The sequence below is a fragment of the Streptomyces sp. NBC_00425 genome (assembly GCF_036030735.1).
In the GTDB taxonomy this organism is placed as follows: domain Bacteria; phylum Actinomycetota; class Actinomycetes; order Streptomycetales; family Streptomycetaceae; genus Streptomyces.
In genome coordinates, this window is sequence record NZ_CP107928.1 from 9,516,994 (window position 1) to 9,534,890 (window position 17,897).

Genomic DNA, 17,897 nt, shown 5'->3' on the forward strand with positions numbered 1-17,897 from the left:
CTGTCGTCCCCCTGTTTTCCGAGGTCTCGGGACCCTTGACACCCACCTGCGCGGAAGGCACATTGAGTTGCGCAACCTGAACCGCGTTGCGTAAACAGCAACTCGATCGGCTCGGCTGATCAACAGACCGGAGGTGCGGCGATGGCGGGACCCCGAGTGGTCATCATCGGAGCGGGAGTCGTGGGAGCGGCTCTCGCGGACGAGATCTCCGCGCGAGGCTGGACCGAGGTGACCGTGGTCGACCAGGGCCCGCTGCCCGCCACCGGAGGCTCCACCTCACACGCCCCCGGACTGGTCTTCCAGACCAACTCCTCCAAGACGATGACCGAGCTGGCCCAGTACACCGTCGAGAAGTTCTGCTCCCTCGACGTGGACGGCAAGCCCTGCTTCCTCCAGGTCGGCGGCCTCGAAGTGGCCACCACTCCCGAGCGCCTGACCGAACTGCGGCGCCGCCACGGCTGGATCACCGCCTGGGGCATCGAGGCCCGCCTGCTCACCGCGGACGAATGCCTCGAGCAGCACCCGCTGGTCAACCCCGACAAGATCCTCGGCGGCCTCCTCGTGCCCACCGACGGCCTAGCCAAGGCCGTCCTCGCCGTCGAGGCCCAGATCCGCCGGGCCACCGAGCGCGGCGTGACCTTCCTGCCCCGCCACGAGGTCCTCGACGTCCTGAAGGCGGACGGCGAGGTCACCGGCGTCCTGACCGACCAGGGTGAGATCCCGGCGGACATCGTCGTGTGCTGTGCCGGCATCTGGGGCCCGAAGATCGCCCGCATGGCCGGGATGAACCTCCCGCTCACCCCGCTCGCCCACCAACTCGCCTGGACCGGCCCGATCCCGGCCCTCGCCGGTCAGACCGAGGAGGCGATTCGGCCGATCCTGCGCCACCAGGACGCCGACCTCTACTACCGCGACCGTTTCGACGGCATCGGCATCGGCTACTACGGCCACCGCCCGATGCCCATCACCGCCGACGAGATTCTCTCCGTGGACGAGGCCGACGACATGCCGTCGATCCTGAAGTTCACCGAGGACGACTTCGCGGACGCCTGGACCGAGACCCAGGCGCTCCTTCCCGCCACGAAGGAGGCGGACATCGAGGAGGGCATCAACGGCCTGTTCTCCTTCACCACCGACAACTTCCCCCTCCTCGGCGAGTCACGGGACGTCAAGGGCTTCTGGGTCGCCGAGGCGGTCTGGGTCACCCACTCCGCCGGCGTGGGACGCGCCATGGCCGAATGGCTGGTGGACGGCTACTGCTCCTCCTTCGACCTGCACGAGTGCGATCTCAACCGCTTCGAGCCGCACCAGCTCTCCCCGGAGTACGTCCTGGCCCGCGACTGCCAGAACTTCGTCGAGGTCTACGACATCCTCCACCCCCTCCAGCCGTCCGGGGACCCGCGCCCGATCCGCACCAGCCCCTTCCACGCCCGCCAGCAGGAGCACGGCGCCTTCTTCCTGGAGGCGAACGGCTGGGAGCGCCCGCAGTGGTACGAGGCCAACGCCCCCCTCGTGGACGGCCGCAGCATCCCGACCCCGGGCGACTGGGCCGCGCGGTTCTGGTCGCCGATCGTCGGCGCCGAGGCCCAGGCCACCCGCGAGACCGTCGCGATGTACGACATGACGGCTCTCAAGCGCCTGGAGGTGAGCGGCCCCGGCGCCGCCGACCTCCTGGAGCGCCTGTGCACCGGCAAGGTCGCCAAATCCGTCGGCTCGGTGACCTACACCCTCTTCCTCGACCACGACGGCGGCATCCGCAGCGACGTCACCGTCGCCCGGCTGGCCCGCGACACCTTCCAGATCGGCGCCAACGGCAACCTCGACCTGGACTGGATCACCCGCCACCTCCCCGCCGACGGCACCGTCCAGGTCCGCGACATCACCCCCGGCACCTGCTGCATCGGCCTGTGGGGGCCGCTCGCCCGCAAGGTCCTGCAGCCGCTCACCGACACCGACTTCTCGAACGACGGCCTGAAGTACTTCCGCGCCAAGCCCGCCTACATCGGCTCGGTGCCCGTCACCGCCATGCGCCTGAGCTACGTCGGGGAACTCGGCTGGGAGATCTACACCACCGCCGACCAGGGCCAGAAGCTCTGGGACACCCTGTGGGAGGCGGCCCGGCCCCTCGGCGGCGTCATCGCAGGACGCGGCGCCTTCAACAGCCTGCGCCTGGAGAAGGGCTACCGCTCCTTCGGCACCGACATGACCTACGAGCACGACCCCTACGAGGCCGGCGTCGGCTTCGCCGTCAAGCTCGACAAGGACGACTTCATCGGAAAGCCCGCACTGCTGCGCCGCAAGGAGAACGTCCGGCGCAAGCTGTCCTGCCTCGTGATCGACGACCCCCGGTCGGTCGTCCTGGGCAAGGAACCGGTCTTCGACGGCGACCGGCCGGTCGGCTACGTCACCAGCGCCGCCTACGGCTACACCATCGGCAAGGGCATCGCCTACGCCTGGCTCCCGACGGAGCTCACGGCTCCCGGGACCGTGCTGCACATCGGCTACTTCGACCAGCGCGTCGAGGCGGTCGTCACCGAGGAGCCCCTGTTCGACCCCACCATGTCCCGCCTCCGTGGCTGATCCCGGCCACGACCGAAGAGGGAAGGAACACCGCCGGTGAACGCACAGCTGCTCGACGGCAAGGCCACCGCCGCCGACATCCGCCGCGAACTCACGGAGCGCGTGGCCAAGTTGACCGCCACCGGCGGCCGCCCGCCGGGGCTCGGCACGGTCCTGGTCGGCGACGACCCCGGCAGCCGCGCCTACGTCGGCGGCAAGCACCGCGACTGCGCTCAGGTCGGCATCGCCTCCATCCGCCGCGACCTGCCCGCCGACGCCACCCAGCAGCAGGTCGAGGACGTGATCGACGAGCTGAACGCCGACCCGGCCTGCACCGGCTACATCGTCCAGCTCCCGCTGCCACGCCACCTCGACGCCAACGCCGTGCTGGAACGCATGGACCCGGCCAAGGACGCCGACGGACTGCACCCCGTCAACCTCGGCCGGCTCACCCTCGGCGTCGACGCCCCGCTGCCGTGCACCCCGCGCGGCATCGTCGAACTCCTCCGCCGCCACGGGGTACCGATCGCCGGCGCCCGGGTCTGCGTGGTCGGCCGGGGCATCACGGTCGGCCGCCCCATCGGCCTGCTGCTCACCCGCCGCTCCGAGAACGCCACCGTGACCCTGTGCCACACCGGCACCAAGGGCCTGGCCTGGCACACCCGCGAGGCCGACATCGTCATCGCCGCGGCCGGTTCGCCAGGGCTGATCACCAAGGACATGCTGCGCACCGGCGCGGCCGTCCTGGACGTCGGCATCACCCGCACCGACCAGGGCCTGGTCGGTGACATCCACCCGGACGCCGCCCAGGTCGCCGGCTGGATCGCGCCGATGCCCGGCGGGGTGGGCCCCATGACCCGCGCGATGTTGCTGGCCAACGTCGTCGAGGCCGCCGAGAGGAACGCCACCGCCCTATGAACGCGCACGTCCCCCAGCACCCGCAGTATCCGTACCTTTCGGAAGACGGAGACGTCCGATGAGCCCCCGCACCCCCGGCGCAGAACTCCCCGAGCACCCTGACTGGCTGTGGCGTGACCCCGAGCCCAGGAAGTCGTACGACGTAGTGATCGTCGGCGGCGGCGGACACGGCCTGGCCACCGCCCACTATCTGGCGAAGAACCACGGCATCACCAATGTCGCGGTGCTGGAGAAGGGCTGGCTCGGCGGCGGCAACATGGCCCGCAACACCACGATCATCCGCTCCAACTACCTGTGGGACGAGAGCGCCGGCATCTACGAGCACGCCCTTAAGCTCTGGGAGGGACTGGAGGAGGAGCTCGACTACCCGATCCTCTTCTCCCAGCGCGGTGTGCTGAACCTCGCGCACAGCCTCCAGGACGTCCGCGACAGCGTCCGCCGCGTGGAGGCCAACCGCCTCAACGGGGTGGACGCGGAGTGGCTCGACGCCGACGGCGTCAAGGAAGTCTGCCCGATCGTCAACATCTCGCAGGACGTGCGCTACCCGGTGCTGGGCGCCACCTACCAGCCGCGCGCCGGCATCGCCAAGCACGACCACGTGGCCTGGGGCCTGGCCCGCTCCGCCGACGCGGCCGGCATCGACATCATCCAGAACTGCGAGGTCACCGGCCTCGACGTGGTCGACAACCGCGTCGTCGGCGTCCGGACCACACGGGGCCGCATCGCGGCCGGCAAGGTCGCGCTCTGCTCGGCGGGCCACACCTCGGTCCTCGCCGCCATGGCGGGCATCCAGCTCCCCGTCCAGTCCCATCCGCTGCAGGCCCTGGTCTCCGAGCTCCTGGAGCCGGTGCACCCGACGGTCGTGATGTCCAACGCCGTCCATGTGTACGTCAGCCAGGCGCACAAGGGCGAGCTGGTGATGGGCGCGGGCATCGACGCGTACAACTCGTACACCCAGCGCGGCGCGTTCCACATCATCGAGGAGCAGATGGCCGCGGCCCTGGAGCTCTTCCCGATCTTCGCCCGCGCGCACGTCCTGCGCACCTGGGGCGGCATCGTCGACGTCAGCCCCGACGCCTCGCCGATCATCGGGCTCAGCCCCGTCGACAACCTCTACCTCAACTGCGGCTGGGGAACGGGCGGTTTCAAGGCCACCCCGGGCGTCGGCTGGGTCTACGCTCACACCATCGCCCACGACACCCCGCACGCCCTCAACGCCCCCTTCTCGCTCGACCGTTTCACCACCGGCGCGCTCGTCGACGAGCACGGCGCGGCCGCGGTGGCCCACTAGGGAGCCCAACCATGCTGCTCATCCCCTGCCCGTGGTGCGGGCCCCGCGACGAGGCCGAGTTCCACTACGGTGGCCAGGCCCACGTGGCCTACCCCGAGACCCCCTCCGCCCTCCATGACGAGGAGTGGGCCCGCTACCTCTTCTTCCGCGACAACACCAAGGGCCCCTTCGCCGAGCGCTGGAGCCACGCGGCGGGCTGCCGCCGCTGGTTCAACGCGGTCCGCGATACCTCGACGAACGAGATCCTGTCGGTGTACCGCTCGGGCGAGGACCGCCCGGAAACCCCGGAACCGAGGCCGGCGATCTCGGCTGCGCCTCTTGACGCCGGTCGGGATGTCCTAGCCCGTACGGGGGTCCCCCCTCTGGGGGAGCTTGAGGGCGAGGCCGTTCAGGCCGAAGGGGGGGCCTGGGGCGCAGCCCGCACGGACGGGACGTGCAGGAGCGGAGGCGAGACGACCCAGCCGTACCGTCACCCCACCCGAGGCCGCATCGACCGCGACACCCTCCTCACCTTCACCTTCGACGGCACGGAGTACCAGGGCCACCGAGGCGACACCCTCGCCTCCGCCCTCCTCGCCAACGGCGTCATCCAGGCGGGCACCAGCATCAAGCTCGGCCGCCCCCGAGGCGTCTTCTCCGCCGGCGTCGAGGAACCCAACGCCGTCATCCAGATCGAGGCCCCGTTCCCCGAGCCGATGCTCCCCGCGACCACCGTCGAGCTCTACGACGGCCTGGTCGCCACCAGCCTCCCCGGCCAGGGCCGCCTCGCCAACGAACCCGACCCGGCCCGCTACGACGCCGTGCACGCGCACTGCGACCTCCTGGTCGTGGGCGCGGGCCCGGCAGGCCTCGCCGCCGCAGCGGCGGCGGCGAACAGCGGCGCCCGCGTCATCCTCGCCGACGACCAGCCGGAGCTCGGCGGCAGCCTCCTCGGCACCGCCGAACACCTCGACTGGGTGGGGGAGACCGCCGACCTGCTCGACGCCGCCCCGGAGGTCCGGGTCCTGCGCCGTACGACCGTCTTCGGCTACTACGACGACAACCACCTCCTCGCCGTGGAGCGCCGCACCAACCACCTCGGCGGCGCGGCCCCCGAGAACGTCTCCCGGGAACGCGTCTGGCGCATCCGCGCCCGCCGCGTCGTCCTCGCCACCGGCGCCCACGAACGCTCGCTGGCCTTCGCGGACAACGACCGCCCCGGCGTGATGCTGGCCTCCTCGGCGCGCACCCACGTCAACCGCCACGGGGCCCTGCCCGGCCGCCACGCGGTCGTGTTCACCACCAACGACAGTGCCTACGCGGCGTCCCTGGACCTCGCCTCGGCAGGCCTGGCCGTCGCGGCGATCGTCGACACCCGCCCCGAACCGGGGGAGTGGGCCGAGCGCGCCACGGCCGCCGGCATCGAGGTCCTGGCGGGGCACGCCGTCACCGGCACGCAGGGCGGGTCCCGCCTCACCGCCGTGACCGTCGCCCCGTACGGCGAGTCCGCCGGGCGGCGGGAGTTCGCCGCCGACCTGCTGCTGGTCTCGGGCGGCTGGAACCCTGCGGCGCACCTGTTCAGCCAGTCCGGCGGCAAGCTGCGCCACGACGAGACGCTGGGCTCCTTCGTGCCCGACACCGGTCGCCAGGCCGTCGAGGTGGTGGGCAGCGCGAGCGGTGTCCTCGACCCGGCCGCCGTCCTCGCCCAGGGCGCCGCCGCCGGCGCCCGCGCGATCGAGGCCGAGGGGTACACGCCCCTGGAGCCGCGCCTCCCCGCCGTGGCGGCGCAGCCGCGGCCGACACCGGCGATGCATGTGTACGTCGTCCCGGGCGAGTCGGACGCTCCCCGGTTCGTCGACCTCCAGCGTGACGTCACGGTGGCCGATCTGGCCCGCGCGACCGGCGCCGGTCTGCGCTCGGTGGAGCACACCAAGCGGTACACCACGGCTGGCACCGCCAACGATCAGGGCAAGACCTCGGGTGTGCTGGCGAGCGGGGCCGTCGCCGAACTGCTCGGCGTGGACGTCTCGGCCCTCGGCACGACCACCTTCCGCCCGCCGTACACCCCGGTCTCGTTCGCCGCCCTCGCGGGCCGCGACCGGGGCGTGCTGAGCGACCCGGTCCGCACGACCGCGCTCCACGAGTGGCATGTCGGGCACGGGGCGCTGTTCGAGAACGTCGGCCAGTGGAAGCGTCCCTGGTACTACCCGCAGGACGGCGAGGACATGGAGGCCGCGGTGCTGCGCGAGTGCGCCGCGACCCGCGAGGGCGTGGGCTTCATGGACGCCTCCACCCTCGGCAAGATCGACGTGCAGGGCCCGGACGCCGGTGTCTTCCTCGACCGGCTCTACACCAACATGATGAGCACCCTGAAGGTCGGCATGATCCGCTACGGCGTCATGTGCCGCCCCGACGGCATGGTCTTCGACGACGGCACGGTCATCCGGGTCGACCGGGACCGCTTCCTGGTCACCACGACGACCGGCAACGCGGCCGCCGTGCTCGACTGGATGGAGGAGTGGCTCCAGACGGAGTGGCCCGAACTCAAAGTCCACTGCACCTCTGTGACCGAACAGTGGGCCACGGTCGCCCTGGTCGGTCCGAGGTCTCGTGAGGTGCTCGGCTCCCTCGCACCGGGGCTCGCCGTCGCCAACGAGGACTTCCCGTTCATGGCCTGGCGCGAGACGACCGTCGCGGGCATCGAGGCCCGGGTCTGCCGGATCAGCTTCTCCGGTGAACTGGCCTACGAGATCAACGTGTCGCCGTGGGAGGCCCTCGCCCTGTGGGAGGCCCTGTACGAGGCCGGCGCCCCGTACGGCATCACCCCGTACGGCACCGAGACCATGCACGTCCTGCGCGCCGAGAAGGGCTACCCGATCATCGGCCAGGACACCGACGGCACGGTCACCCCGCAGGACCTCGGCATGAGCTGGGCGGTCTCCAAGAAGAAGCCCGACTTCATCGGCAAGCGGTCCTACACCCGCCCCGACACCGTCCGACCCGACCGCAAGCACCTGGTCGGTCTGCTTCCCGAGGACCCGGCCGCCTTCCTCCCCGAGGGCACCCATCTGGTCGCCGACAGTGTGCTGCCGGCCCCGCCCGTCCCGATGCTCGGCCATGTCACCTCCAGCTACCGCAGCGCCGCCCTCGGCCGGACCTTCGCGCTCGCCCTGGTCAAGGGCGGCCGGGACCGCATCGGCGAGCGGCTGTACGCCCCCGTGGGCGACCGACTGGTCCCCGTGACCGTCGCGAGCCCCGTCCTCTACGACCCCGAGGGAGCCCGCCGCGATGGCTGACACCGCCCTGACCTCCCGGCCCCGCAGCCCGCTGTCCCAGGCCGCCGATCGTCTGGCCACCGCCACCCGGGACAGCGGGGGCACGATCCGGCTGGCCGAACTCCCCTTCCTCACCCAGCTCGACGTGCGTCTCGACGCGAAAGGGGCGGCGGCCGACGCCGTCGGCCTCGCGCTGGGGCTCCAGCTTCCCCTGGAGCCCGACACCGTCGTCCGCGCGGGGGAGCTGACCGCGCTGTGGCTCGGCCCCGACGAGTGGCTGCTCGTGGGGCCGCCGGGCGGCGAGCGCGAACTGGAGAGCCGGATCCGGGAGGCCGCGGGAGAGGAGCCGGTCTCGGTCACCGACGTCTCCGCGCAGCGCACCACGGTCCTCGTCGCCGGCGCGGGAGCCCGTGGCCTGCTGGCTCATGGCTGCTCGCTGGACCTGCATCCGAGGGCCTTCGGTTCCGGCCGCTGCGCCCAGACGACCCTGGGTCGCACCCAGGTCGTCCTGGTGGCGCGCGAGGAGCCCAGCGCCGGTTTCTGGGTCCTGGTCCGTTCGTCGTTCGCCGGGTATCTGGCGGACTGGCTGCTCGACGCGGCGACGGAGTACGTCTGAGTCACCCCGGCGGGGGCGATCCCGTCACCCCCGCGGGAGCTCCGGTGAGGGGCTCCCGCGGGGCTGTGTGCGGCAGGGAGGCGACCACGTCCTGCCCGCGCCGTCCTGTCAGCGCGTCGAAAGTCGGACACCAGTGATCGTCACGGCCCCCGTCACCGGCAGACCCTCGTATCCGGGCACGCCGGATCGGCATCCGCACGGGCTTCCCCGGCCCGGCCGGACGCTGGTCATGGGCGTCGTCAATGTCACGCCGGACTCGTTCTCCGATGGCGGGCTGTCGTTCGCCGGGCACGCTGCCGTGGCGCACGGGCTCGCCCTGCTGGAGCAGGGTGCGGACATCGTGGACGTCGGCGGTGAGTCGACCCGCCCCGGCGCGGTGCGCCCACCGGTCGAGGAGGAGCTGCGACGGGTGCTGCCCGTCGTCCGGGTGCTCGCGGCGGAGGGCGCGGTCGTCAGCGTCGACACCATGCGGGCCGAGGTCGCAGCCCGCGCCCTGGAGGCGGGCGCACGGCTGGTAAACGACGTCTCGGGGGGCCTCGCCGATCCCGGGATGCTGCCCCTGATGGCGCGGGCGGGCGTGCCGTACGTGCTGATGCACTGGCGTGGCCACTCCGCCGGAATGCAGGCGAACGCCGTCTACGGCGACGTGGTCGACGAGGTGCTCGGCGAAGTGCGGCTGCGGATCGACGCCGCCCTGGAGGCGGGCGTCCCGCCCGGATCGCTGATCGTCGATCCCGGACTGGGCTTCGCCAAGGCGCCCGAGCACAACTGGGAGCTGCTGGGCCGTCTCGGGGAGTTCCGCGCGCTGGGTCGTCCCGTCCTGCTGGGGGCGTCCCGCAAGGCGTTCCTGGGGCGTCTGTTGGCCGACCGGACGACCGGGGAACCGCGTCCGGCGCGGGACCGTGACGCCGCGACCACCGCCGTGTCCGTGCTCGGCGCCGCACAGGGCGTCTGGTGCCTGCGGGTGCACGACGTCGCCTCGACGCTGGACGCGGTGCGGGTGACGGCCCGTTGGGGCGTCGAGGCGACGGCGGCGCGGGTGCCGCTGGGCTGAGCGTCCTTTCGTGGGCGGTCAGCCCAGATGGCCCATCCTGCGGCTGATCTCCTCGGCCCCCTGCGTCAGCACGGGCGCGAGTTCGCGCATGCGTTCCTCGGTGAAGCGGTAGGCCGGGCCGGAGGCGCTGAGCGCGGCGATGACCTCGCCCTCGCGGGAGCGGATCGGGGCCGCCATCGCGTGCAGCCCGAGCTCCAGCTCCTCCAGCGTCACCGCGTAGCCGAGCTCGCGTGCCTCGGTGAGGTCCTTCTCCAGCTTCGTCCTGGCGGTCAGGGTGTGCGGTGTCAGCTTGCGCAGTCCGGACGCCTCCAGCACCTCGGCGCGCCGCCGCTCCGACAGGTGGGCCAGCAGGATCTTGCCGCTGGAGGTGGCGTGCACGGGGGTGAGCTGGCCGACCCAGTTGTGGGTACCGACCGCGCCCGGCCCGCGTACCTGGTGGAGGTTGACCGCGTAGTGCTCCTGGAGCACCGCGATGTTGACGGTCTCGCCGATCTCCTCACTGAGCCGCTCGCAGACCTGTCGGCCCTGCTGGGTGATGTCGAGTCTGCCCGTGACGGCGCCGGCGAGCCGCACGATGCCGAAGCCGAGCCGGTACTTGCCCCGCTCGACGCTCTGCTCGACCAGCCCGCGTGCTTCCAGCGCTCCGAGGAGGCGGAAGGCGGTCGACTTGTGGACGTCGATCTCGGCGGCGACCTCACTGACACCGGCCTCGCCGCGCCGGGCGAGAATCTCCAGAACGCTGACGGCGCGGTCGACGGACTGCACACCGTTCACCGAGCCCGTTGTTGCGCCCTCTGCGGCGTGGTTGCTCATGGTGCAACTATACGCAGTCTCACCGAGGTCCCGAGGGGTTCGCGGTGCAGGGCGGCCCTGGCTGGAACCGGTCGCCCGCATGGTCGCACGGCCGCTCCCGTCAGGGGAAGACCGCGGCGCCGAACGGGAGCGGGCAAGTGGGCGAGGGCGACCTCTTGACAGTGAGTGCCCGCAAGGAGACAGTTTGCTCATCGTTGCTCATAGCGATGTCGGTTGCGCTATATAAAACTCTGGCCGGCGGCTCGGCCGCAGGATCCTTACGGGGGCCGACGAAGACACTCCCGCCCCCCACCTCGCCGACGGCTCTCGGGGAGCGATCGGCGTCCTCCCGCCATCCCGCACATCCGGCCGAAGCACGGATTCGGCCGCACCTCGACGAGGAGATCGACCGTGACACACGAGGTACGCGCCGTCGTCGCCCGCAAGAAGGGCGCCCCGGTCTCGGTGGAGACCGTCCTGGTGCCGGACCCCGGCCCAGGAGAAGCGCTGGTGCGCGTGCAGGCCTGCGGCGTCTGCCACACCGACCTGCACTACCGGGAGGGCGGGATCAACGACACGTTCCCGTTCCTGCTCGGCCACGAGGCCGCGGGCGTGGCGGAGTCGGTCGGCGAGGGCGTCACCGACGTCGCCCCCGGCGACTTCGTCATCCTCAACTGGCGCGCCGTCTGCGGTACCTGCAGGGCATGCCGCAGGGGCAGGCCCTGGTACTGCTTCGCCACGCACAACGCCACCCAGCCGATGACCCTGGCCGACGGCACCCCGCTCTCCCCGGCCCTCGGCATCGGCGCCTTCGCCGAGAAGACCCTGGTCGCCGCCGGACAGTGCACCAAGGTGGACTCCATGGCCGCGCCCGCCGCCGCCGGCCTCCTCGGCTGTGGTGTGATGGCCGGGTTCGGCGCCGCGGTCAACACCGGCGGCGTGGGACGCGGCGACTCCCTCGCGGTGATCGGCTGCGGCGGGGTGGGCATGGCCGCGATCGCGGGCGCCAAGGTCGCCGGCGCCGGCCGCATCATCGCCGTCGACGTGGACGAGCGGAAGCTGAAGTGGGCCGAGCGGTTCGGCGCCACCGACACCGTCGACTCCTCCAGGACCGACGCCGTCGAGGCGATCCGTGAACTCACCGGCGGCTTCGGCGCCGACGTCGTCGTGGACGCGGTGGGCCGCCCCGAGACCTTCAGGCAGGCCTTCTACGCTCGCGACCTGGCCGGTACCGCCGTCCTGGTGGGCGTCCCCACGCCGGAGCTGACCCTCGACCTGCCCCTGCTCGACGTTTTCGGGCGCGGCGGCGCGCTGAAGTCCTCCTGGTACGGCGACTGCCTGCCCTCCCGCGACTTCCCCGCCCTGATCGACCTCTACCTCCAGGGCCGCTTCGCCCTCGGTGAGTTCGTCACCGAGACCATCGGCCTGGACGACGTGGAGGCCGCGTTCGCCAAGATGCACCACGGCGACGTCCTGCGTTCGGTGGTGGTCCTGTGACCGCCCGCATCGAGCGCATCGTCACCTCCGGCACCTTCGAACTGGACGGCGGCGCCTGGGAGGTCGACAACAACGTCTGGCTGATCGGCGACGACGAGGAGGTCCTCGTCGTCGACGCCGCACACGACGCGGACGCCATCACGGCCGCCGTCGGTGACCGCCGCCTGGTCGCCGTCGTGTGCACCCACGCCCACAACGACCACGTCAATGCCGCCCCGGCCCTGGCCGCTCGCCACGGGGCGCCCATCCTGCTCCACCCCGCCGACACGGTGCTGTGGAAGATGGCGCACGGCGAGGGGGCGCCCGACTTCCGGGAACTGGTCGCGGGCGAGACCCTGACCGTCGCAGGCGTCGAGCTGACGGTGCTCCACACCCCCGGCCACTCGCCCGGCGCGGTCTGCCTCCACGCGCCCGAACTGAACGCCCTGTTCTCCGGCGACACCCTTTTCCAGGGCGGCCCCGGAGCCACCGGCCGCTCCTTCTCGGACTTCGGCACCATCATCGCCTCCGTCCGGGACCGGCTGCTCACGCTCCCCGCCGCCACGACCGTCCACACCGGTCATGGCGACACCACCTCGATCGGGGCCGAGGCGCCCCACCTCGCCGACTGGATCGCCCGCGGCCACTGAACCGCCCGCCACCGCATCACGAATTCCCCGAAGGTGACTCGATGACCCTCACGAACCTGCCCCCCAGCCTCATCCCCACGCTGGCCGGCGAGTACTACACGGACCCCGGAGTCTTCGCCCAGGAGCAGGAGCGGGTCTTCGAAGCCATGTGGTTCTGCGTGACCCGCGCTTCCGAGCTGGCCAAACCCGGCGCCTTCCGCACGTACCAGGTCGGACGTGAGAGCGTCCTCGTCTCCCGCTCCCGGGACGGGTCGGTCAAGGCCTTCCTCAACATCTGCCGGCACCGCGGGGCCAAGCTCTGCACCGAGGAGTCGGGCGAGGTGAAGCGGGCCTTCCAGTGTCCGTACCACGCCTGGACGTACGGCCTGGACGGCAAGCTGGTCGCCGCGCCGAACCTGACCTCGATGCCGGACATCGACCGGACCGAGTACGGCCTGATCAACGTCCATGTGCGGGAGTGGCTCGGCTATGTGTGGGTGTGCCTCGCCGACGAGCCGCCGTCTTTCGAGGCGGACGTCCTGGGCGCGGTCGTCGAGCGCCTGGGCGACGTCGAGTCGATCGAGCGGTACGACATCGACAATCTGTCCGTCGGTCGTCGGATCACGTACGACGTGAAGGCGAACTGGAAGCTCATCATCGAGAACTTCATGGAGTGCTACCACTGCGCCACGATCCACCCGGAACTGACCGAGGTCCTGCCGGAGTTCGCCGACGGCTACGCGGCCCAGTACTACGTGGGCCACGGCGCGGAGTTCGGTGAGGAGGTGCGGGGGTTCACGGTCGACGGCTCGGAGGGTCTGGACCGTATTCCGGGGGTGGCCGAGGACCAGGACCGTCGTTACTACGCGATCACCGTGCGGCCGCAGGTGTTCATCAACCTCGTCCCCGACCATGTGATCTTCCACCGGATGTACCCGATGGCGGCCGACCGCACGATCGTCGAGTGCGACTGGCTGTATCTGCCGCACGTCGTGGAAAGCGGCAAGGACGTGGAGCGCTCGGTGGAGCTGTTCCACCGGGTGAACCAGCAGGACTTCGACGCCTGTGAGCGCACCCAGCCGGCGATGAGCTCGAAAGCGTACGCCAAGGGCGGTGTGCTGGTGCCCAGCGAGCACCACATCGGCGAGTTCCACACCTGGCTCCAGAACAAGCTCGACGTCGGACCCGCGCACTGACCCGGTCCCGTCTCCCGAACTCCCGTCCACCTGCCGCTCCGGTCCCTCCGGCAGGTGGGCGGGCCCGGGCTGGGTCGTTGTGTTCCCCGCAACCCCTGTCGCCATGAGGAACAGATCAGTGGTCCGCCCCCTTGACACTCCCGAATTCCACCGAAACCATGTTGCACATAACGCGTGTCGTTGTGCCATGTGAGACACCCCTTCGTCTGGAGCCCGCATGAGGAGCATCACCGTCGTCGGTGCGTCACTGGCGGGCCTGAGCACGGTCCGCGCGCTGCGCGCAGAAGGCTACGACGGCGAGATCGTCGTCGTGGGGGAGGAGCGCCACACCCCCTACGACCGCCCTCCGCTGTCCAAGGACTTCCTCAAGGGCGACATCGACGCCGACGCGCTCGTCCCCGCCGCCGCGGTCGCCGTGTCCTGAGCGCCCGCTCGTGACGTCCCCGCTCTCCCTCCTCCCTCCGGAACCCGCACAGGAGACCGCTGATGACCCTGCTCAACCAGTCCCTGCACGACCTCGACCCCGAGGTCGCCGCCGCCGTCGACGCCGAGCTGAACCGCCAGCAGTCCACCCTGGAGATGATCGCCTCGGAGAACTTCGCTCCGGTGGCCGTCATGGAGGCCCAGGGCACGGTGCTGACCAACAAGTACGCCGAGGGCTACCCCGGCCGCCGCTACTACGGCGGCTGCGAGCACGTCGACGTCACCGAACAGATCGCGATCGACCGGGTCAAGGACCTCTTCGGCGCCGAGTACGCCAACGTCCAGCCGCACTCCGGCGCCTCAGCGAACCAAGCCGCGCTGTTCGCCCTGGCCCAGCCCGGCGACACCATCCTCGGCCTGGATCTGGCCCACGGCGGCCACCTCACCCACGGCATGCGCATCAATTTCTCCGGCAAGCAGTTCAACGTCGTTCCCTACCACGTCGACGACGCCGGCCTCGTCGACATGGACGAGGTCGAGCAGCTCGCCAAGGAGCACCGCCCGAAGGTGATCATCGCGGGCTGGTCCGCCTACCCGCGTCAGCTGGACTTCGCCGCCTTCCGCCGGATCGCCGACGAGGTCGAGGCCTACCTGTGGGTGGACATGGCCCACTTCGCCGGGCTGGTCGCGGCCGGGCTGCACCCCAACCCGGTCGAGTACGCGGACGTGGTCACCTCCACCACCCACAAGACCCTCGGCGGCCCCCGCGGCGGCATCATCCTCGCCCGGAGCAAGGAGTTCGCGAAGAAGCTCAACTCGTCGGTGTTCCCGGGCTTCCAGGGCGGCCCGCTCGAACACGTCATCGCAGCCAAGGCGGTCTCCTTCAAGGTCGCGGCGAGCGAGGAGTTCAAGGAGCGCCAAAGGCGCACCGTCGAGGGCGCGAGGATCCTCGCCGAGCGGCTGACGACGCCCGACGCCCGTGAGGCCGGCGTCGACGTGCTGTCCGGCGGCACGGACGTGCACCTGATCCTGGTCGACCTGCGCAACTCCGCACTGGACGGACAGCAGGCCGAGGACCGCCTCCACGAGGTCGGCATCACCGTCAACCGCAACGCCGTCCCCAACGACCCCCGCCCGCCGATGGTCACCTCCGGCCTGCGCATCGGCACCCCCGCCCTGGCCACCCGCGGCTTCACCGCCGAGGACTTCACCGAGGTCGCCGACGTCATCGCCGAAGCCCTCAAGCCGTCCTACGACGGCGAAGCCCTCAAGAACCGGGTCAAGGCCCTCGCCGACAAGCACCCGCTCTACCCCGGGCTGTAACCGACAACCTCCCGCAGGGGGCATGCCGTCACCGACGGGAACGCCCCCTTCAACTCCACGGAGCGTGGCGTGGCAATCAGCGTCTTCGACCTGTTCTCGATCGGCATCGGCCCGTCCAGCTCGCACACCGTGGGTCCGATGCGCGCCGCCGGGATGTTCGTCAGGCGGTTGAAGCAGGACGGGATGCTGGCCCAGACCGCCGCCGTACGGGCGGAGTTGTTCGGTTCCCTCGGTGCCACCGGCCATGGCCACGGCACCCCCAAGGCGGTGCTGCTCGGCCTGGAGGGCAACGAGCCGCACACGGTCGACATCGTCCGGGCCGACCTGGACGTCGAGCGGGTCCACGCCACCGGGCGCCTACGGCTGCTCGGCGCGGAGATCGGACCCGCCCACGAGGTCGCCTTCGACGCCTCGACCCAACTGGTGCTGCACCGCAGGCGGTCACTGCCGTACCACGCCAACGGCATGATCCTCTTCGCGTACGACGCCGAGGGCGTCCCCTTGCTGGAGAAGACGTACTACTCGGTGGGCGGTGGCTTCGTCGTCGACGAGGAGGCCGCGGGCGCGGACCGCATCAAGCTCGACGACACCGTACTGCCCCATCCGTTCAGCACCGGGGACGAACTGCTGCGGCTCGCCCGGGAGACCGGGCTGTCGATCTCCGCGCTGATGCTGGAGAACGAGCGGGCCTGGCGCACCGAGGCGGAGATCCGCGCGGGCCTGCTGGAGATCTGGCGCGTCATGGAGGCCTGCATCTCCCGGGGGTTGGGCCGCGAGGGCATCCTCCCCGGCGGTCTCAAGGTCCGTCGCCGGGCCGCGGCGGCCGCCCGCGCCCTGCGCAGCGAGGGGGACCCGTTGCCCCGCGCCATGGAGTGGATCACGCTGTATGCGATGGCCGTCAATGAGGAGAACGCCGCCGGGGGCCGGGTCGTCACCGCGCCGACCAACGGCGCGGCCGGCATCATCCCGGCCGTCCTCCACTACTTCCTGGAGTTCGTGCCGGGCGCCGACGAGGATGGCATCGTCCGCTTCCTGCTGGCCGCCGGCGCCATCGGACTGCTCTTCAAGGAGAACGCCTCCATCTCCGGCGCCGAGGTCGGCTGTCAGGGCGAGGTCGGCTCCGCCTGCTCCATGGCCGCCGGAGGTCTCGCCGAGGTCATGGGCGGCAGCCCCGAGCAGGTCGAGAACGCCGCCGAGATCGGCATGGAACACAACCTCGGCCTCACCTGCGACCCCGTCGGCGGCCTCGTCCAGATCCCCTGCATCGAGCGCAACGGCATGGCCGCGGTGAAGGCCGTCACCGCCGCCCGCATGGCCCTGCGCGGCGACGGCCGCCACCATGTCTCCCTCGACAAGGTCATCAAGACCATGAAGGAGACCGGCGCCGACATGAAGGTCAAGTACAAGGAGACCGCCCGCGGCGGCCTCGCCGTCAACGTCATCGAGTGCTGAGCACCGCGGAGCACCGGCTGCGGCCCCGACGACAGAACTGGGAGTGAGGCCATGGGCCGGGTCACCGAACGACGGCGCGTGCTGCGGATCAGGGACGGGGCGCCGAGCACCCGCCCCGACACGCTGGTCGCCGAGGAGCCGATGGAGATCCGTCTCAACGGCAGGCCCCTGGCCATCACCATGCGCACCCCCGGCGACGACTTCGCCCTCGCCGCCGGCTTCCTGGTGAGCGAGGGCGTCGTGAGCCGGGCATCGGACGTGGCGAACATCGTGTACTGCGCCGGTGCCACCCAGGACGGCCGGAACACCTACAACGTCGTCGACGTCCGTCTCGCCCCCGGCGTGCCGCTGCCCGACATCACGCTGGAGCGCAACGTGTACACCACGTCGTCGTGCGGCCTGTGCGGGAAGGCGAGCCTCGATGCCGTACGGACCACGGCGCGGTGGCCCATCGCCGACACGCCCCCGGTCCGGGTCACCCCCGACCTGCTGGCCTTCCTGCCCGACCGATTGCGGGCCGAGCAACAGGTGTTCGACCGGACCGGCGGACTGCACGCGGCCGGGTTGTTCTCGCCCGACGGCGACCTGCTGGACCTGCGGGAGGACATCGGCCGGCACAATGCCGTCGACAAAGTGGTCGGCCGCGCGCTCCGGTCCGGCGAACTCCCGCTGTCCCGAACGGTCCTGCTGGTCTCCGGACGGGCGTCCTTCGAACTCGCCCAGAAGGCCGTCATGGCGGGCATCCCCGTGCTCGCCGCCGTCTCCGCTCCTTCCTCCCTCGCGGTGGACCTGGCCACGGAGACCGGACTCACCCTGGTCGGCTTCCTGCGCGGCGGCTCCATGAACGTGTACGCGGGCGAACACCGCATCGACCTGCGGGCCGGGGCCACGGCCGCATCCGGTGCGTGATCCCG

General features: G+C 71.3%; 13 protein-coding genes and 1 pseudogene. 13 read left to right on the forward strand and 1 reads right to left on the reverse strand.

What is annotated here, in order from left to right; all coding sequences use genetic code 11:
* The first annotated feature begins 141 nt into the window (after positions 1-141).
* The 6 genes from OHS82_RS42120 to folP all read left to right on the forward strand — a co-directional run bounded on the left by OHS82_RS42120 (position 142) and on the right by folP (position 9,692).
* Positions 142-2,580, forward strand: a complete 2,439-nt coding sequence (locus OHS82_RS42120) for a GcvT family protein (protein WP_328435917.1) — start codon at positions 142-144, stop codon at positions 2,578-2,580.
* A gap of 36 nt (positions 2,581-2,616) precedes the next feature.
* Positions 2,617-3,477: a bifunctional methylenetetrahydrofolate dehydrogenase/methenyltetrahydrofolate cyclohydrolase gene (locus OHS82_RS42125; protein ID WP_057582313.1), complete on the forward strand. Its 861-nt coding sequence runs from the start codon at positions 2,617-2,619 to the stop codon at positions 3,475-3,477.
* 58 nt (positions 3,478-3,535) lie between these two features.
* Complete coding sequence (locus OHS82_RS42130; RefSeq protein WP_057582314.1) at positions 3,536-4,768, forward strand: sarcosine oxidase subunit beta family protein; 1,233 nt, start codon at positions 3,536-3,538, stop codon at positions 4,766-4,768.
* An 11-nt stretch (positions 4,769-4,779) separates the two neighbouring features.
* Positions 4,780-8,043: a sarcosine oxidase subunit delta family protein gene (locus OHS82_RS42135; RefSeq protein ID WP_328435919.1), complete on the forward strand. Its 3,264-nt coding sequence runs from the start codon at positions 4,780-4,782 to the stop codon at positions 8,041-8,043.
* Entirely contained in the window at positions 8,036-8,638 is a 603-nt protein-coding gene (locus OHS82_RS42140; protein WP_328435920.1) for a sarcosine oxidase subunit gamma, read from the forward strand. The genes OHS82_RS42135 and OHS82_RS42140 overlap by 8 nt, the downstream gene beginning before the upstream one ends.
* 229 nt (positions 8,639-8,867) lie before the next feature.
* Positions 8,868-9,692, forward strand: coding sequence for a dihydropteroate synthase (gene folP / locus OHS82_RS42145; RefSeq protein ID WP_328435921.1), 825 nt, complete (start codon positions 8,868-8,870; stop codon positions 9,690-9,692).
* Between the two features lie 18 nt (positions 9,693-9,710).
* Here folP and OHS82_RS42150 read toward each other — a convergent pair whose 3' ends face one another.
* A complete protein-coding gene (locus tag OHS82_RS42150; RefSeq protein WP_057582317.1) occupies positions 9,711-10,505 on the reverse strand; it encodes an IclR family transcriptional regulator in 795 nt (264 codons plus the stop codon).
* Positions 10,506-10,895: 390 nt separating this feature from the next.
* Here OHS82_RS42150 and OHS82_RS42155 point away from each other — a divergent pair, with 390 nt between their 5' ends.
* The 7 genes and pseudogenes from OHS82_RS42155 (at position 10,896) to fdhD (ending at position 17,892) form a co-directional block, all read left to right on the forward strand.
* A complete protein-coding gene (locus tag OHS82_RS42155) occupies positions 10,896-11,981 on the forward strand; it encodes an S-(hydroxymethyl)mycothiol dehydrogenase (protein ID WP_328435922.1) in 1,086 nt (361 codons plus the stop codon).
* Positions 11,978-12,610, forward strand: a complete 633-nt coding sequence (locus OHS82_RS42160; RefSeq protein WP_057582319.1) for an MBL fold metallo-hydrolase — start codon at positions 11,978-11,980, stop codon at positions 12,608-12,610. The genes OHS82_RS42155 and OHS82_RS42160 overlap by 4 nt, the downstream gene beginning before the upstream one ends.
* Before the next feature lie 41 nt (positions 12,611-12,651).
* Positions 12,652-13,785 (forward strand): aromatic ring-hydroxylating oxygenase subunit alpha, encoded by a 1,134-nt coding sequence (locus OHS82_RS42165; protein WP_057582320.1) that lies wholly within the window; start codon positions 12,652-12,654, stop codon positions 13,783-13,785.
* A gap of 217 nt (positions 13,786-14,002) precedes the next feature.
* Positions 14,003-14,179 (forward strand): annotated as a pseudogene (locus OHS82_RS42170) (FAD-dependent oxidoreductase); the annotation flags it as partial.
* 92 nt (positions 14,180-14,271) lie between these two features.
* Positions 14,272-15,531: a serine hydroxymethyltransferase gene (glyA, locus tag OHS82_RS42175; RefSeq protein WP_057582322.1), complete on the forward strand. Its 1,260-nt coding sequence runs from the start codon at positions 14,272-14,274 to the stop codon at positions 15,529-15,531.
* A gap of 69 nt (positions 15,532-15,600) precedes the next feature.
* Positions 15,601-16,983 carry an L-serine ammonia-lyase gene (locus OHS82_RS42180; protein WP_057582323.1) on the forward strand — a complete coding sequence of 461 codons (1,383 nt, stop codon included), beginning with the start codon at positions 15,601-15,603 and terminating at the stop codon, positions 16,981-16,983.
* Between the two features lie 51 nt (positions 16,984-17,034).
* Positions 17,035-17,892 (forward strand): formate dehydrogenase accessory sulfurtransferase FdhD, encoded by an 858-nt coding sequence (gene fdhD, locus OHS82_RS42185; RefSeq protein WP_328435923.1) that lies wholly within the window; start codon positions 17,035-17,037, stop codon positions 17,890-17,892.
* Positions 17,893-17,897 lie beyond the last annotated feature (5 nt).

Bases quoted from the DNA above. Each gene is read 5' to 3' on its own strand.
- OHS82_RS42150 (WP_057582317.1), bottom strand. From the start codon at position 10,505: ATGAGCAACCACGCCGCAGAGGGCGCAACAACGGGCTCGGTGAACGGT.
- OHS82_RS42135 (WP_328435919.1), top strand. From the start codon at position 4,780: ATGCTGCTCATCCCCTGCCCGTGGTGCGGGCCCCGCGACGAGGCCGAG.
- glyA (WP_057582322.1), top strand. From the start codon at position 14,272: ATGACCCTGCTCAACCAGTCCCTGCACGACCTCGACCCCGAGGTCGCC.
- OHS82_RS42165 (WP_057582320.1), top strand. From the start codon at position 12,652: ATGACCCTCACGAACCTGCCCCCCAGCCTCATCCCCACGCTGGCCGGC.
- fdhD (WP_328435923.1), top strand. From the start codon at position 17,035: ATGGGCCGGGTCACCGAACGACGGCGCGTGCTGCGGATCAGGGACGGG.
- OHS82_RS42130 (WP_057582314.1), top strand. From the start codon at position 3,536: ATGAGCCCCCGCACCCCCGGCGCAGAACTCCCCGAGCACCCTGACTGG.
- folP (WP_328435921.1), top strand. From the start codon at position 8,868: ATGGGCGTCGTCAATGTCACGCCGGACTCGTTCTCCGATGGCGGGCTG.
- OHS82_RS42120 (WP_328435917.1), top strand. From the start codon at position 142: ATGGCGGGACCCCGAGTGGTCATCATCGGAGCGGGAGTCGTGGGAGCG.
- OHS82_RS42140 (WP_328435920.1), top strand. From the start codon at position 8,036: ATGGCTGACACCGCCCTGACCTCCCGGCCCCGCAGCCCGCTGTCCCAG.